16 protein-coding genes are annotated in these 14,309 nt (G+C 72.8%); 11 read left to right on the forward strand and 5 right to left on the reverse strand.

The genetic code is table 11. The features are described 5' to 3' along the window. Positions 1-3 precede the first annotated feature (3 nt). A complete protein-coding gene (locus RKD20_RS20470) occupies positions 4-492 on the reverse strand; it encodes a GbsR/MarR family transcriptional regulator (RefSeq protein WP_424878974.1) in 489 nt (162 codons plus the stop codon). A gap of 74 nt (positions 493-566) precedes the next feature. Here RKD20_RS20470 and RKD20_RS20475 point away from each other — a divergent pair, with 74 nt between their 5' ends. Genes RKD20_RS20475 through RKD20_RS20485 form a run of 3 tightly spaced genes read left to right on the forward strand, consistent with a single transcriptional unit; the run spans position 567 to position 3,304 of the window. After that, positions 567-1,466, forward strand: coding sequence for an ATP-binding cassette domain-containing protein (locus RKD20_RS20475; protein ID WP_424878975.1), 900 nt, complete (start codon positions 567-569; stop codon positions 1,464-1,466). After that, on the forward strand, positions 1,463-3,031 hold the full coding sequence (locus RKD20_RS20480; RefSeq protein ID WP_424878976.1) for an ABC transporter permease: 1,569 nt from the start codon (positions 1,463-1,465) through the stop codon (positions 3,029-3,031). Before RKD20_RS20475 ends, RKD20_RS20480 begins: the two co-directional genes overlap by 4 nt. Before the next feature lie 33 nt (positions 3,032-3,064). After that, a complete protein-coding gene (locus RKD20_RS20485; protein WP_424878977.1) occupies positions 3,065-3,304 on the forward strand; it encodes a hypothetical protein in 240 nt (79 codons plus the stop codon). A 14-nt stretch (positions 3,305-3,318) separates the two neighbouring features. Here RKD20_RS20485 and RKD20_RS20490 read toward each other — a convergent pair whose 3' ends face one another. Then, complete coding sequence (locus RKD20_RS20490; protein WP_424878978.1) at positions 3,319-3,585, reverse strand: Uma2 family endonuclease; 267 nt, start codon at positions 3,583-3,585, stop codon at positions 3,319-3,321. Between the two features lie 24 nt (positions 3,586-3,609). Between RKD20_RS20490 and RKD20_RS20495 the strand changes: the two genes are divergently transcribed. Beyond that, a complete protein-coding gene (locus RKD20_RS20495) occupies positions 3,610-3,831 on the forward strand; it encodes a hypothetical protein (RefSeq protein ID WP_424878979.1) in 222 nt (73 codons plus the stop codon). A 16-nt stretch (positions 3,832-3,847) separates the two neighbouring features. Here RKD20_RS20495 and RKD20_RS20500 read toward each other — a convergent pair whose 3' ends face one another. Next, positions 3,848-5,053 carry a cytochrome P450 gene (locus tag RKD20_RS20500; RefSeq protein WP_424878980.1) on the reverse strand — a complete coding sequence of 402 codons (1,206 nt, stop codon included), beginning with the start codon at positions 5,051-5,053 and terminating at the stop codon, positions 3,848-3,850. A 129-nt stretch (positions 5,054-5,182) separates the two neighbouring features. On the opposite strand from RKD20_RS20500, the gene RKD20_RS20505 reads away from it, so the two are divergent. The 5 genes from RKD20_RS20505 (at position 5,183) to RKD20_RS20525 (ending at position 10,605) form a co-directional block, all read left to right on the forward strand. Continuing rightward, positions 5,183-6,361 carry a sensor histidine kinase gene (locus RKD20_RS20505; protein WP_424878981.1) on the forward strand — a complete coding sequence of 393 codons (1,179 nt, stop codon included), beginning with the start codon at positions 5,183-5,185 and terminating at the stop codon, positions 6,359-6,361. Beyond that, entirely contained in the window at positions 6,358-7,017 is a 660-nt protein-coding gene (locus tag RKD20_RS20510) for a response regulator (RefSeq protein ID WP_424878982.1), read from the forward strand. The genes RKD20_RS20505 and RKD20_RS20510 overlap by 4 nt, the downstream gene beginning before the upstream one ends. Before the next feature lie 106 nt (positions 7,018-7,123). Next, the gene (locus RKD20_RS20515; protein WP_424878983.1) at positions 7,124-7,762 is read left to right on the forward strand and encodes a GOLPH3/VPS74 family protein; all 639 of its coding nucleotides are present in this window, start codon (positions 7,124-7,126) and stop codon (positions 7,760-7,762) included. A gap of 27 nt (positions 7,763-7,789) precedes the next feature. Continuing rightward, complete coding sequence (locus tag RKD20_RS20520; RefSeq protein WP_424878984.1) at positions 7,790-9,430, forward strand: carboxylesterase/lipase family protein; 1,641 nt, start codon at positions 7,790-7,792, stop codon at positions 9,428-9,430. 101 nt (positions 9,431-9,531) lie between these two features. Continuing rightward, positions 9,532-10,605, forward strand: coding sequence for a MerR family transcriptional regulator (locus tag RKD20_RS20525; protein WP_424878985.1), 1,074 nt, complete (start codon positions 9,532-9,534; stop codon positions 10,603-10,605). A 30-nt stretch (positions 10,606-10,635) separates the two neighbouring features. On the opposite strand, the gene RKD20_RS20530 is transcribed toward RKD20_RS20525, so the two are convergent. Beyond that, on the reverse strand, positions 10,636-11,301 hold the full coding sequence (locus RKD20_RS20530; protein WP_424878986.1) for a response regulator: 666 nt from the start codon (positions 11,299-11,301) through the stop codon (positions 10,636-10,638). Beyond that, a complete protein-coding gene (locus RKD20_RS20535) occupies positions 11,298-12,680 on the reverse strand; it encodes a sensor histidine kinase (protein WP_424878987.1) in 1,383 nt (460 codons plus the stop codon). Before RKD20_RS20535 ends, RKD20_RS20530 begins: the two co-directional genes overlap by 4 nt. A 280-nt stretch (positions 12,681-12,960) precedes the next feature. Here RKD20_RS20535 and RKD20_RS20540 point away from each other — a divergent pair, with 280 nt between their 5' ends. Together RKD20_RS20540 and RKD20_RS20545 are read left to right on the forward strand one after the other, a co-directional pair. Further along, complete coding sequence (locus RKD20_RS20540) at positions 12,961-13,659, forward strand: B3/B4 domain-containing protein (protein ID WP_424878988.1); 699 nt, start codon at positions 12,961-12,963, stop codon at positions 13,657-13,659. 100 nt (positions 13,660-13,759) lie between these two features. Then, on the forward strand, positions 13,760-13,960 hold the full coding sequence (locus RKD20_RS20545; protein WP_424878989.1) for a hypothetical protein: 201 nt from the start codon (positions 13,760-13,762) through the stop codon (positions 13,958-13,960). Positions 13,961-14,309: the final 349 nt, after the last annotated feature.

Genomic DNA, 14,309 nt, shown 5'->3' on the forward strand with positions numbered 1-14,309 from the left:
GTCCTAGTCGCCGAAGAGCTGTCGGCGGTGCACCCGCCACCGCTCCATCATGGCGGCGACCTCGGTCTCGACGAACTCGAAGAAGGCGAGGGTCTCGGCCATGCGGCGGCCCGCGGGGGTGTCGGGGCCGAGGCTGTCGACGCCCTCGCGCAGGGCGATCTCCCAGCGCTGGAGGACGGCCTCACGGTTGGTCAGGGCTTCGTACCACTGGTCGCCGTGCACCCGGTAGCGCTCCCGGCGCGAACCGGGCTCCCGCTCCCGGGAGACCATGTGCGTCTGGGCGAGATAGCGCACCGCCCCGGAGACCGCGGCCGGGCTGATCCGCAGCTGCTCCCCCAGTTCGGCGGAGGTCATGGTGCCCGCGTCGGAGGAGAGGAGCGCGGCGAAGACCCGGGCCGGCATGCGCTGCATTCCGGCCTCGACGAGCTGGGCCGCGAAGCCCTCCACGAACTTCGAGACCGCCTCCGGGTCCCGCCCCACCGCATCCGTCATGGTCACCACCCTAACGGGGCTTCATACGCTTCCTTATCTTCACAAATTTCTGAAAGAAGCGTACGTTCTGAAGCATGACGAAGGCAATCACGGTCTCCGGGCTCCACAAGTCGTTCGGCCGCACCCACGCCCTCGACGGGCTCGACCTGGAGGTCACCGCCGGCGAGGTGCACGGCTTCCTCGGACCGAACGGCGCCGGGAAGTCCACCGCCATCCGCGTCCTGCTCGGCCTGCTGCGCGCCGACTCCGGCGCCGCGCAGGTGCTCGGCCGCGACCCGTGGGCCGACGCGGTCCAGGTGCACCGCCGGATCGCCTACGTCCCCGGGGACGTGACGCTGTGGAGGAACCTGTCGGGCGGCGAGGTCATCGATCTCTACGGCCGTCTCCGCGGCGGCCTCGACCGCTCGCGCCGCGCCGAACTGATCGAGCGCTTCGAGCTGGACCCCACCAAGAAGGGCCGCACCTACTCCAAGGGAAACCGACAGAAGGTCGCCCTGGTCGCCGCGTTCGCCTCCGACGTGGACCTGCTGATCCTGGACGAGCCGACCTCGGGCCTGGACCCGCTGATGGAGGCGGTCTTCCAGCGCTGCGTGGAGGAGGAGCGGGAGCGCGGCCGCACGGTCCTGCTCTCCTCGCACATCCTGAGCGAGGTCGAGGAGCTCTGCGACCGGGTCAGCATCATCCGGCGCGGCCGCACGGTGGAGTCGGGTTCGCTGGCCGAGCTGCGCCACCTCACCCGGACCAGCGTCACGGCCGAACTCGCGGGCCCGCCCAACGGGTTGGCGCAGCTGCCCGGCGTCCACGACCTCGACGTCCAGGGCCACCGGGTGCGGCTGCAGGTGGACACCGAACAACTCGACGCGGTGCTACGGCAGTTGAGCGAGTCGGGAGTGCGCTCGCTGACCTCGACACCGCCCACGCTGGAGGAACTGTTCCTGCGCCACTACCAGGACGAGGAGGCGGCGGCGTCATGACCTCCCTCGTCGGCACCGGCGTACTGCTGCGCTTCAACCTCCGCCGCGACCGGGTGATGATCCCGGTGTGGGTGGCGGTGAACGCGCTGATGGTCCTGTCCATGCCGAACGCCTTGAGGGGCCTGTACGGCACCGCGGCCGAGCGCGCTGACCTGCTGCGCCAGGTGGCCACCAACTCCTCCCTGCGCGCGCTGATCGGGCCCGTTTTCGACGACTCGCTCGGCGCCCTCACCGCCTGGCGCGTCGGCCTCTTCGCCGGGGCGCTCGCCGCCGTCACCGGCCTCCTGGTCGTCGTACGCCACACCCGTGACGAGGAGGAGAGCGGGCGGCAGGAACTGCTCGCCTCCGGCGTGGTGGGCCGGCGGGCGTCCCTGACGTCGGCGCTGCTTGCGGCGGCCGTGGCGAGCGGTGTGCTGGGGCTGCTGGTGACGGTGGGGCTGGCGGGCCAGGGCGTCGCGGGCGCGCTGGCCTTCGGCCTGGGTCTTGCCGCCGTCGGCATGCTCTTCGCCACCATGGCCGCGATCGTCGCGCAGCTGACGGAGAGCGCGCGGCTGGCGCGGGGGCTCACGGCGGGGGCCCTGGGTGCGGCCTTCGTGCTGCGGGCGGCGGGGGACTCGGGCTCCACCGACGGTTCCTCGGTGCTGTCCTGGCTGTCGCCGCTGGGCTGGCTGTCGCAGTTGCGCCCCTTCGCCGGGGAACGCTGGTGGGTGCTGCTGCTGTTCGCGGCGGCGATCGCCGGCCAGGGTGCGCTGGCCTACGTCCTGGCGGGGCGCAGGGACCTGGGCATGAGCTTCGTGCCGACCCGTCCGGGCCCCTCCGACGGCCGCCTGGGCACTGCGGGCGCGCTGGCCTGGCGGCTCCAGCGGGGCAGTGTGCTCGGCTGGTCGATCGGCTTCTTCCTCGCCGGGGTGGTCTACGGCGGTCTGACGGACGGCGTGGCCGACCTGGTCGGCGACAACGACAGGACCCGCGAGATCATCGAGCGGATGGGCGGACGGTCCGGGATCACGGACGCGTTCCTCGCCTCGATGACCGGGATGCTGGGCCTGTTGGCCGCGCTGTACGTCGTCGCGTCGGTGCTGCGGCTGCACGGTGAGGAGACGTCGATGCGGGCGGAACCGGTGCTGGCGAACGCGGTGGGCCGCCTGCGGTGGGCCTCGGGCCATCTGGTGATCGCCTTCGGCGGCTCGGCGCTCATCATGCTGCTCGCGGGTCTCGGCTTCGCCGTGGGCTACGGCAAGGAGGTCGGCCCGATCCTGGGCGGGTGCCTGGTGCAGCTCCCGGCGGTGTGGGTCGTCGCAGGGCTCACGGTCCTGCTGTACGGGCTCGCCCCACGCCTGGCTCCCCTGGCCTGGGCGGTCGCCGGGGCGGTGCTCCTGATCGGCTGGGTCGGCCCGGCCCTCGACGTCCCGCGGGCGGTCCTGGACCTCTCCCCCTTCGGCCACCTGCCGAAGCTGCCGGGCGGGAGCATGGAGTGGACGCCGGTGCTGGTCCTGCTCGCGCTCGCGATGGCGCTGGTGACGGCGGGCCTGGCGGGACTGCGGCGACGCGATGTCACGACCTGAACCGCGGACCGGGGAACGCACGTCCCTCCAGGCATGAAACGGCGTGTTGACGGAGTGACCTGCGCGGGCTGTGCACTGTCGGCGGCGGGGGCGACGGCGGCCCCCCTGCTGTGGCTGTCCATATCCCGCACCCAGCGCCACCTGGGCGCCGGCTTCGAGAACGAGGGCATGGACTACTCGGTCCTGCTCACAGAGCTCCCCTTGGTGATCCTCGCGGGAGCGTTCCTGCCCGTACTGACCCTCATCCTGCTGATCCGCGTCTTCCGGAACTAGGCGGGACGCGGGCGTCAGTCGACGTACTGCTTGAGCTTCTCGGTGTCGAGTTCGATGCCAAGGGGCTCGGGGAGCAGGAGCTTGGCCCCGAACGGCTCCTTTCGGCTGCTGCGGTACCCGACACCGGGGTCCGGATCTCCGTACTGCGTGACCGTGCAGGCCTCACGGTCGATCAACAAGTAGAGGGGAATGCCCGCCGCCCCATACGCAACGGGCTTCTCCTGACGATCTCTCCGGTCGGTGTCGGAGTCGTGCGACGTGACCTCAAGCACCAGGAGCACACCGCTCGGATCAGCCTATTCACCATGCCCGGCGAAATGCCCCTCGGGCACGAGTACCGCGTGAACTCGAACCTGACGGCGTCGTCGGTCTCCTTGGCCGCGAAGGCGGCGATCCTCTCGAACTCCTCCACCGACATCTGGGACGACTGCACTGCGCGCTCTGCCATAACGGTCATGGTGCACCCCTCTCAGGCTGTGGCCAATGTGGCGAGCTCCGGGCGAACCGCGCGCCTGTTCACCCTGTGATCAGCCGAACGAGTGATCACCTCACCTCGACGGCCAGTCCCTCCAACCCCCGGATCACGAAGTTCGGCTTGCGTTCCGGCTCCGCCGCCAGGGTCAGCGTCGGGGCCTTCTCCAGTACGGCCGTCATGGAGGCGGCCAGTTCGATACGGGCCAGGGGCGCGCCGATGCAGTAGTGGATGCCGGCGCTGAAGGAGATGTGCGGGTTGTCCGTGCGGGTGAGGTCGAGGCGCTCGGGGTCCCGGAACACCTCGGGGTCGTGGTTGGCGGAGCCGAAGAGCAGGGCGATCTCGGCGCCCCGCGGGACGGTCGTCCCGTCGATCTCGATGTCGTCCAGCACCCAGCGTTCGAAGAGCTGCAGCGGGGTGTCGTAGCGCATCAGCTCCTCGACGGCTCCCGGGACGAGGGAGCGGTCCGCGCGGAGGGCGGCCAGCTGGCCGGGGTTGCGGAACAGGGCGTACCAGCCGTTGACCGTGGCGTTCACGGTGGCCTCGTGGCCCGCGTTGAGCAGCAGGACGCAGGTGGAGATCATCTCCTGCTCGGTGAGCCGGTCACCCTCGTCGTGCGCGGCGATGAGCCCCGAGATCAGGTCGTCCCCGGGCTCCTTGCGGCGCTCGGCGATCAGGTCGCGGAGGTAGTCGGAGAACTCGACCGAGGCCCGGACCGCCCGCGCCGCCACGTCCTCCGACGGGTTCAGCTCGTACATCCCGCAGATGTCCGCCGACCAGGGCCGCAGGGGCGCCCGGTCCGTCTCCGGGATGCCCAGCATCTCGGCGATCACGGCGACGGGCAGCGGCTCGGCGACATCGGTCAGCAGATCACCGCCGCCCCGCGCGACGAGCCGGTCCACCAGCTCACCGGCCAGCCGGGTCACGTACGGCCTCAGCTGCTCGACGGTGCGCGGAGTGAACGCCTTCGACACCAGACGCCGGATCCTGGTGTGGTCCGGGGGCTCCAGGTCGAGCATCCCGTGGTCGTTGAGGGTGTGGAACGGCTCGTGCTCCGCCGGGGGTGCCGTACGCCCGAAGTCCTCGTGCGTGAACCGGTGCTGATAGGTCCGCCCGAGCCTGCGGTCCCTGAGCAGCGCGGAGACGTCCGCGTGGTGCGGGACGAGCCACTGGTTCGTGGGCTCGTAGTACTGCACCCGGCCGTGGGCGCGGAGCTCGGCGTAGGCGGGGTACGGGTCGGCGAGAAACGCCGGGTCCCAGGGGTCGAAGGCTGCCATGGACGGACGCTAGCCCGGAAACCCCGCCTCTGACCAGGGGTGACGCTGTCCGCTCCGGTGGCGGGCCCGACACTCTCGCGGGGACCGGCGGCGTGGGGAGCGGGACCGGCAGCTGGGTAGGGTCCGGTTGTGAGTCGGGATACGGCATGGCCGGGCGAGGTGTCCGAGGGCGGGGCGAGGGGTGCCCCGTCGGCGCGGACCGTGCGGGCTCTGTGGGGCGGGTCGGCCGTCCTGGTGCTCGGAGTGCTCGGCACGTCGGTGATCGCCGTCGGCGCCGGCACGGGCGGGCGCCTGGCCCTGGCGCTGGTCCTGGTCGTCGTGCAGGTCTGCGCCCTGCGGTGGGTGCTGCGCCACCCGCTCGCCGTGCTGGGCGCGGGCGTGGTCACGGGTGTGGCGGTGTGGGCGCTGTTTCCCGCGGTGACGTTGACCGGGGCGCTGCTGGCGGCGCAGGTCGCCCTGTGCGTGCTGTCGGCCGCGCGGCCGAGGCGGGTGTCGGTGACGGCACTGGCGGGGATGTGCGCTCTGGCGCCGCTCGCGTTCGTCGTCGGCGGACCGGGCGTCGTGTCGGCGTTCCTGCTCGCCGTGCTCCTGGCGTGGACCGCGGGACAGTGGCGCGGGGCGCAGCGGGCCCGGGCCGCGGCGGAGACACGCCGGGCGGTGGCGGAGGAGCGCGCGCGTATCGCACGGGAGGTGCACGACGTGGTGGCCCACACGCTGTCGGTGATGGTGATTCAGGCGGGCGCCGCCGACGACGTCTTCACCGCTCGTCCCGAGCAGGCCCGTCAGTCCTTGCGGGCGATCGAGAGCGCCGGGCGGTCGGCCCTGGACGAACTGCGGCTGCTGCTGCGGGCGTTCCGGCCCGAGGACGGGGATCCGGACGGGGATCCGGACGCGGAGGAACGGACCCTGCGGCCGGGTCTGGCCCGGCTGGACGAACTGGCCGAGGCGGTGCGCGCGGCGGGCGTGACGGTGTGCCTCGACCGCGCGGGCGTTCCCGACGGCCTGCCGGCGGCGGTCGATCTGGCGGCGTACCGGATCGTCCAGGAGTCGCTCACCAACACGTTGCGGCACGCCGGCGGCGCCGACGAGGTGCGCCTGACGGTGACGGCCGACGGGGAGCGGATCCGGATCACCGTGGCCGACAACGGCCGTACGCCCTCGGGTCGGTCCGCAGGTGCGGGCGCGGGGCGCGGTCTGGTGGGCATGCGGGAACGGGTCCGGATGCTCGGCGGGAGCCTGCGCGCCGGTCCCGCGCCCGGGGGCGGGTTCGTGGTGGAGGCCGAGCTGCCGACGGAGTACGCGTCATGACCCTTCGCGTGGTGGTGGCCGACGACCAGGCCCTGGTGCGCACCGGCTTCCGGATGATCATCGACGCCCGGGACGACCTGGAGGTGGTCGGCGAGGCGTCGGACGGCCGGGAGGCCGTGCGGCTGGCCCGGGAGGCCCGGCCGGACGTCGTGCTGATGGACGTACGGATGCCCGTCCTGGACGGCATCGAGGCGACCCGGCGGATCGTCGCCGACGGCAGCACGGCCCGTGTGCTCGTGCTGACCACCTGGGACCTGGACGCGCACGTGGTGGCGGCGCTGCGGGCCGGGGCCAGCGGGTTTCTGCTGAAGGACATCCGGCCCGCCGAACTCGTGGACGCGATCCGCCTCACGGCCCGCGGGGACGCGCTGCTGGCCCCCTCGGTGACCCGCCGGGTCCTGGACCGGTTCCTGCGCACCGCGCCCGACGTGGAACCGCCGCCGGGCCTGGAGAAGCTGTCCGGCCGGGAGCGGGAGGTGCTCACCCTGATCGGGCAGGCGCTGTCGAACGCCGAGATCGCCGCACGGCTGGGCCTCTCGGAGGCCACCGTCAAGAACCACCTCACCGCGGTGCTGCGCAAGCTGGGCCTGCGGGACCGGGTGCAGGCGGTGGTCGCCGCGTACGATCACGGCCTCGTCCGGCCGCGGGGCGCCTGATGTCCTCCCTGGGGAGGAGAAACCGCGCCGCTCCTCCTGCGCTCCCAGAGCGGATCCGTTCCTGAGGCCGATCAGCGGCGGGACGCCCGCCCGTAGCGTCGTCGGTATGACCGAGGCGCTCCACCACCGCATGTACCTGCTCGCCCACGACGAGGCGGCGAAAGGTCCGTACGACCGCTCACGGACCGCGCTGCTCGTCCGGGCGGCCGTCCTGACCGAGCTCGCGCTGCGCGGGCGTCTGGTGGAGGGCGGTGACGGCGGGGTCACGGTGGCCGGGACGGGATCGACGGGGGATCCCGTGCTGGACGACGTGCTGCGCGAGGCCCGCGGGCAGGGCTGGAAACAACTGGTCCGGCGTCGTCGCCGGCGGACCCTGACGGCCCTGGAGGACCGGCTGGCCGCGCTGGGCCTCGTCGGCGTCCAGTCGTCCCGGACCGGGCGGGGCGGCCGGCGCGTGACCGTGTCGGACCCGGCCGCGCTCCGGACGGTGCACGACCGCGTGTCGGCCGTGCTGCACGGCGACGCACCCGTCCACGAGATCCCCGCCGCCGACACCGCCCTGTCGGCGCTGGCCGCGGCGGGCAAGGTCCGGTCGGTCCTCTCGCGGCGGGAGGCCCGAGTGCTGCGGGAGCGCGTCGACGCCTGCACGAGCCGTCTCGGCGCCCTCGCGCCCGGTCTGGAGAAGGCCGTTCGGGGTCTGAGCACGACCATGATCGCCGCCCAGGGCGGAATGGGCGGCGGCTGAACCGCGTCCGCGCGAACGGGGAGTCCCATGAGCATGCACCGTGTCCTGACCACCCTGGCCTGCACACTGGCCACCCTGACCGCCGTGCTCGCCACGGCCCGGCCGGCGCTGCCGACACCGATGTCCGCACCGCTGTCCACCCTGGCGTCCCCGCCGACATCCACGTCGGCGTCCACACAGCGGGCGGACCGCGCGACGCCCGCTGTCGGCACGACGGTACGCACGCACGACGGTGTGCTGCGGGGCACCGCCCACGACGGCTACGACACCTTCGAGGGCATCCCCTACGCGGCGCCCCCGGTCGGCAGGCTGCGCTGGGCGCCACCCCGCCCAGCGCGGCCCTGGGCGGGGACACGGGACGCCGGCCGGCCCGCGAGCGCCTGCCCGCAGCCGGCGGGCGAGGTACCCGGCGGCAGCACCGACGAGGACTGCCTGTACCTGAACGTCACCACCCCGGCCGGACCCGCCCCGCGGCACCCCCGGCCGGTGATCGTCTGGCTGCACGGCGGCGGCTTCACCACCGGCGCGGGCAGCTCCTACGGCGCCCACCGCATGGCCACCCGTGGCGATGTCGTGGTCGTCACGGTCAACTACCGCCTCGGCGCGCTCGGCTTCCTCGCCCGGGCCGGCCTCCCGGGTTCCGGCACCTTCGGCCTGGCCGACCAGCAGGCGGCGCTCCGCTGGGTCAGGGCCGGCATCGGTGCCTTCGGCGGCGACCCGCACAACGTCACACTGGCCGGCGAGTCGGCCGGCGGCTACAGCGTCTGCGCCCAGCTCGCCTCACCCGCCGCCGCGGGCCTCTTCGCACGGGCGATCATCCAGAGCGGTCCGTGCACCGGGCGGCCCGACCGGCCCTTCGCCCCCTTCGCCGCCGCGCTGCCCGCGGCGCGTGAGACCGGCGCGCGGCTCGCGGCCGGGGTCGGCTGCTCCTCCGCCCGGGACACCATGGCCTGTCTGCGCGGGGTGAAGGTCTCCCGCCTGCTGGCCGCCCAGGACCCCGACCAACAGCCCGCCTACGCCACCCCGTTGCTGCCCCGCGACCCCGCGGACGCCCTCGCCGCCGGCCGCGTCCATCACGTGCCCGTGCTCATCGGCAGCAACCACGACGAGGGCAACGGCTGGGCCGCCGGCATCATGCGGGCCGGCAACCCGGTCACCCCCGAGACCTGGCCCGATGTCGTGGCCGCCTTCTTCCCCGACCCGGCCCGCGCGAGGGCGATCGTCCGCGAGTACCCCGTGACGGGGAAGGACGGCGGCCCGGTGTTCGGCGCGGTCATCGGCGACGCCGACTTCGCCTGCCCCACCCTGCGCACCGGCGACCTGCTCAGCACCCGCGTCCCCGTCTGGCGCTACGAGTTCGCGGACGAACACGCCCCGCCGCTCACCCCCGGCACCCCGCCGTTCCCCCTGGGCGCACCCCACGCCGCCGAACTCCCCTACCTGTACGACCTCGGCGGCCGCCCCCGCACGATGACCCCGGCCCAGTGGCGCCTGGCCACCACGATGATCGACTACTGGACCCACTTCGCCCGTACCGGCACCCCCGGCACCCCCGCCGCCCCACCCTGGCCGCGCGGGACGGTGCAGTCCCTGACCCCGGACCACACCGGCCCGACCCGCACCACCGCCACCCGCCACCACTGCGCCTTCTGGAACTCCCTGCCCTGAACGGCGGACGGGGGCGGCCGGTGAACCTGGGCGGAGCACGGGGAGCCGGGGTTGACCCTCGACCTTGTGCAGGGCCCAGAGTTCAGGGCGTGGAGAACGACATGCGCAGCATCGGCGAGACGGCCCGCGACAGCGGACTGGGCGTGAGCGCCCTGCGGTTCTACGACCGCGCCGGTGTGCTGGTGCCGGCCTGGGTGGATCCGGTGAGCGGCTACCGCTGGTACGCACCCGCGCAACTGGAGGAGGCCCGGCTGCTGGCCCGGCTGCGCCGGGCCGGGATGCCGCTGGCGGACATCCGGCTGGTGCTGGCCAGTTGGTCCGGCGCCGACACCGATCTGGTCCGGAAACTGCTCACCGCGCACCTGCGCCGCCTGGAACAGGGGCTGTCCGCCGCCCGCGGCGAGTTCTCCGCACTCCGCGCACTGCTCGATCACCGGGAGAATGTCATGACGTCGTCACTCCGCACCGCCACCCTCCGGCTGACCGTCGCCGCGCCCGAACTGGCGGCCGCACTGGACACCGTGCGTTTCGCGGCGAGCACCGACCCGGAACTGCCGATGCTCGGCGGGGTCCTGTTCGACATCGAGGGCGAGAACCTCCATGCCGTGGCCACCGACCGGTACCGCATGGCGGTCGCCCGGGCCGGTGTCACCGGGCACGAGGGGGACCGGGTACAGGTCATCGTGCCCACCCCGCTCGCCGACGCGATGCGGGCGCTGCTGCACGGCGAGGAACCCGTGCGGTTCTCCCTCGACGGGGACCGCGTGACCCTGGAGGCCGGGGACGGGCAGGCGGCCGGCCGGTGCCTCGACCACGACTTCCCCGACTACCGTCGTCTCCTGCCCCGGGCCGGTGACCGCCGCGCCCTCGTCGAGGTCGCGGACTTCCGCAGGGCCCTGCAGACGGGTCCCGTCCGCAGCGACGAGACCGGAACGCATGACCTGAGCGTGCTCAGGGTGGAGGACGACGGCACGGTGACCGTCTGCGCCGACGGCGACGCCGGTGATCAGGGCCGCGTCGTGGTCAACCGCGAGTACCTGATGGACGCGCTGGCCGCCGCGGGCCGGGACCGGCTGGTGCTGGAGCTCACCGCCCCGACGGCGCCGATCGCGATCCGCCGGCCCGACGACGAGGGGGGCTTCTCGGTCCTGATGCCGGTCCGTCTGCAGGACTGACACCCGGCCGGCGGAAGGGCCGCACACGCCCTACCCCGGCGTCACCAGCCGCGCCTCGTACGCGAACACCGCGGCCTGGGTGCGGTCCCGCAGGCCCAGTTTCACCAGGATGCGGCTGACATGGGTCTTGATCGTCGACTCGGCCACCAGCAGGCGCTCGGCCATCTCCTGGTTCGACAGGCCCTGGGCGATGAGGATCAGTACCTCCGTCTCGCGGTCGGTGAGGTCGCCGTAGGCCGTGTGGGCCGAGGCCATGAGTCTCGGGGACTCGGAGAGTTTGGAGAACTCCGTGATCAGCCGCCTGGTGACCGAGGGGGCCAGCAGCGCCTCACCGGAGGCCACCACCCGTACCCCCTCGGCGAGTTGACGGGCCGAGGCGTCCTTGAGGAGGAAGCCCGAGGCTCCCGCGCGCAGGGCCTGGTACACGTACTCGTCGAGGTCGAAGGTCGTCAGGACCAGGACCTTCGCCGCGCCGTCGGACGCGACGATCTCCCTGGTCGCCTCGATGCCGTTCAGCTCCGGCATCCGGATGTCCATCAGGACCACGTCGGGGGCGAGTTCACGGACCCGGTCCACCGCCTCGCGGCCGTTGACGGCCTCGCCGACCACCTCGATGCCCGGCATCGCGTTCAGCAGCACCGAGAAGCCCTCGCGGACCATCATCTGGTCGTCCGCGACCAGGACCCGGATCGTCATGCCCCACCCTCGTCCCTGAGCGGCAACGGCAGCGGCACCGGCAGGAACACCGCCACCTCGTACCCTCCCTCGTCCGTCGGGCCCGCCGTCATCTCGCCGTTCAGCATGGAGACCCGCTCCCGCATGCCGGTGATGCCGTGCCCCGCGCCGGGCGAGGGCTTCACCAGCGACAGCTCGGGCCGCGGGCCGTTGACCACGCGCAGGCCCAACCCGCCCAGGACGTAACCGATCTCCACCCGCGCGCTCGCCCCCGGCGCGTGGCGCAGGGTGTTGCTCAGTGCCTCCTGGACGATCCGGTACGCCGACAGCTCGACGCCCTGCGGGAGTTCGCGCACCGCCCCGGTGACCGCCTTGTCGACGCTCAGACCCGCTCCCCGCACGTTGTCGAGGAGGCCGTCGAGGTCGGCGAGGGTGGGCTGCGGGGCGTCCGGCGCCTCGTAGTCCTCGGCGCGGACCACGCCCAGCACCCGGCGCAGTTCGGTGAGGGCCGCCACCGCGTTCTCCCGGATGGTGGCGAACGCCTTCTCCAGCTCGGGCGGCGGGTTCTCCACCCGGTAGGGGGCCGCCTCCGCCTGGATGGCGACCACCGACATGTGGTGGGCGACCACATCGTGCAGCTCGCGGGCGATCGTCGTGCGCTCCTCCAGGAGGGTGCGGCGCGAGCGCTCGTGAGCGGTCACCGTCTGCTGGGCGGTCACCGTCCGCTGGGCGTCCCCGCGTATGTGCCAGACGCTGACGGCGAGCAGGGACAGGGCGGAGACGAACAGCAGGTCCACGGTGTTGGAGGGGTAGTAGTGCTGGCCGCCCAGCCCGCCTTCCCACATCAGGCCGTACGCCCCGGTCAGCAGCCACATCCACACCGCCGTGCGTGGCCGGGTGCGTATCGCCACGACCGTGAGCACCACCAGGTGGGAGGCGAAGCTGCCGGCCATCCACGGCCACTCGTCGGACGCGCCGTTCAGCAGCTGGAGGGTGATCGCAGTCCCGGCGAGCGACAGCCAGAACGCGAGCACCGGCCGCACCATGGTCAGCAGGATCGGGACGAGGGCGAGCACGCCGACGAAGAGGTTGGTGACCGCGCCGTGCCCCCAGTTGTCCGAGGCGATGAGCATCGCGATCAGGCCGGCCGCGGTGATCAGCGCATGGGGCGTCCAGCCCGCGTATTCGCGAAGCCGGCCGGACAGGTGGCGGGCGAGCCCCTTGTCGACGCGCAGGGGTGGCAGCGGGTGGTAGGCGAAGGCCTGACTGATCAGGTCGTGCCGCAGGCCGCGCAGGGCGTCCACGGCTGCTCTGAACTCCGGGCTGCGGAACTTGTACGCGTCGTACCCGACGCTGCCGCCGTGCGGAGGTGTCATGTGCGTCTCGGTCGTATCGGTCACGTTCAGAACGGTAGGCGTGGGCGGGGGTCACCGTCGTCACCAGCGAGACGGGTCCTTCGGCGTCCCTCTCAGGTACTACGGGTACCGGAGGGCGGCTGATCAGCAGCCCGTCGGTCGCACCAGCCCCTGCTCGTCCGCGGACACCGCCGCCTCAGCCGGTCCGCGTGAGCTCCGGCTGCGGTCTTGTAGGGTGATTTCTCCGGTGCCGTTCTCGGCGCTGTGACAGCCGTCCCAGGCCCGGTCGCACCTGTGGCCCTCCAGCCCCTCCCGAGGCGAGTAGATGACGTTCAAACTGACCGTGGCCGACGAGGTCCGCGCCCTCGCGCCCAGCTTCACGCACGTCGCGATCGAGGCGTACGACCTCGTCAACAGGCCCAGTTGCGAGGAGAGTTCCGCGTTCCTCGACGAAGCGGCTCGTCGCCTTGCCGTACGCCTGGACGGTCGGGCTCCGCACGAGGACCCGCACATGGTCGCCTGGCGGGAGACGTACACCTCCTTTGGCTCCAAGCCCTCACGCACCCGTAACTCGGCCGAGGCGCTGGCCAAGCGAGCGCTGTCCGATGCCGGTGCGCCCCGGATCAACTTGTTGGTGGACCTCTACAACGCCATCAGCATCGCCCACTTGATTCCGGTGGGCGGCGAGGACATCGACCGCATCGAAGGCGGGATGCGGCTGGTACGCGCCAGGGGTGACGAGGACTTCGTGACCGTGACCGGTGGCGAGAAGACGGTCGAACACCCTGACGCGGGCGAGGTGGTGTGGTGCGACGACGCCGGCGTCACCTGCCGCCGCTGGAACTGGCGTCAGGGTCCGCGCACGCGCCTCACCGAGGAGACGACGTCCGGAATCTTCCTGCTGGAGGGTCTGGCGCCGCTTCCGGTCGCCGAGTTGGAGACGGCGGCTGCCGAACTGGCCGAGGCGCTGGCGAAGTTCAGCCCCTCCGCCCGTCTTGAGGTGCATGCCCCGGTGTCCCGGTAGGCATGGGACAGCGGGTGCGGGTCGCACCAGTGGGACGGTCTGCTCGAAATCCCGGCGCGGCAGTCGCTCCGACCAGGCGTCCTCGGCGGGCCTGCCGACGTTGACCACGAGGATGGAGCGCCGGCGGCCGTCGGGGAAGGACTCCTCGTCCACACCCCTGGCGTCGAAGCCGGCCGCTCCTTCGCACAGTTCAGCGGCGGTGCAGGGCGAGTTGCATCAGAGCCCGGGCACGATCGTGGCCTTCGAGGCGGCCCGGCGCCTCCAGGCGCGCGGCCGCACTCCGGTCCGCGTGTTCGCCTAGGGCCTGTCGTTTGGATCGGTCGGCTGTGAGGTGCAGTGCCTTCCGGCCGACCCGAGCGGGGTCTGGTGCGTGCAGCTGCAAGGCGGAGGAAGGAGTCGACGCGGTGGGGGCACCTCCCGGCCGAAGGCTGGGGAACGTCGGCGACCGACGACAACGCGGCTGGGGGCACCCTCTGGGGGAGCGCGTGCCAGACCCCGCGACGCCGGGCTGATCCAAACGACAGGGCTCAGGCCCGCGGGGCGCCCTCCAGGCAACGGGAGCAGCTCGCCCGTGAGAATGCGCGGCGATGACCTCCACGGCCGGGCTCAGCGCCTTGGCCAGGTCGCCGCAGGAGGGTGCCGAGCCGCCC

The organism is Streptomyces sp. SLBN-8D4 (genome assembly GCF_049739545.1).
In the GTDB taxonomy this organism is placed as follows: Bacteria; Actinomycetota; Actinomycetes; order Streptomycetales; family Streptomycetaceae; genus Streptomyces; species Streptomyces canus_C.

What these genes read in the sequence shown, in the direction of transcription:
- RKD20_RS20510 (WP_424878982.1), top strand. Translation starts at nt 6,358, where the DNA reads ATGACCCTTCGCGTGGTGGTGGCCGACGACCAGGCCCTGGTGCGCACC.
- RKD20_RS20485 (WP_424878977.1), top strand. Translation starts at nt 3,065, where the DNA reads ATGAAACGGCGTGTTGACGGAGTGACCTGCGCGGGCTGTGCACTGTCG.
- RKD20_RS20540 (WP_424878988.1), top strand. Translation starts at nt 12,961, where the DNA reads ATGACGTTCAAACTGACCGTGGCCGACGAGGTCCGCGCCCTCGCGCCC.
- RKD20_RS20470 (WP_424878974.1), bottom strand. Translation starts at nt 492, where the DNA reads ATGACGGATGCGGTGGGGCGGGACCCGGAGGCGGTCTCGAAGTTCGTG.
- RKD20_RS20475 (WP_424878975.1), top strand. Translation starts at nt 567, where the DNA reads ATGACGAAGGCAATCACGGTCTCCGGGCTCCACAAGTCGTTCGGCCGC.
- RKD20_RS20530 (WP_424878986.1), bottom strand. Translation starts at nt 11,301, where the DNA reads ATGACGATCCGGGTCCTGGTCGCGGACGACCAGATGATGGTCCGCGAG.
- RKD20_RS20500 (WP_424878980.1), bottom strand. Translation starts at nt 5,053, where the DNA reads ATGGCAGCCTTCGACCCCTGGGACCCGGCGTTTCTCGCCGACCCGTAC.
- RKD20_RS20480 (WP_424878976.1), top strand. Translation starts at nt 1,463, where the DNA reads ATGACCTCCCTCGTCGGCACCGGCGTACTGCTGCGCTTCAACCTCCGC.
- RKD20_RS20525 (WP_424878985.1), top strand. Translation starts at nt 9,532, where the DNA reads ATGCGCAGCATCGGCGAGACGGCCCGCGACAGCGGACTGGGCGTGAGC.
- RKD20_RS20520 (WP_424878984.1), top strand. Translation starts at nt 7,790, where the DNA reads ATGAGCATGCACCGTGTCCTGACCACCCTGGCCTGCACACTGGCCACC.
- RKD20_RS20515 (WP_424878983.1), top strand. Translation starts at nt 7,124, where the DNA reads ATGACCGAGGCGCTCCACCACCGCATGTACCTGCTCGCCCACGACGAG.
- RKD20_RS20495 (WP_424878979.1), top strand. Translation starts at nt 3,610, where the DNA reads ATGCCCGGCGAAATGCCCCTCGGGCACGAGTACCGCGTGAACTCGAAC.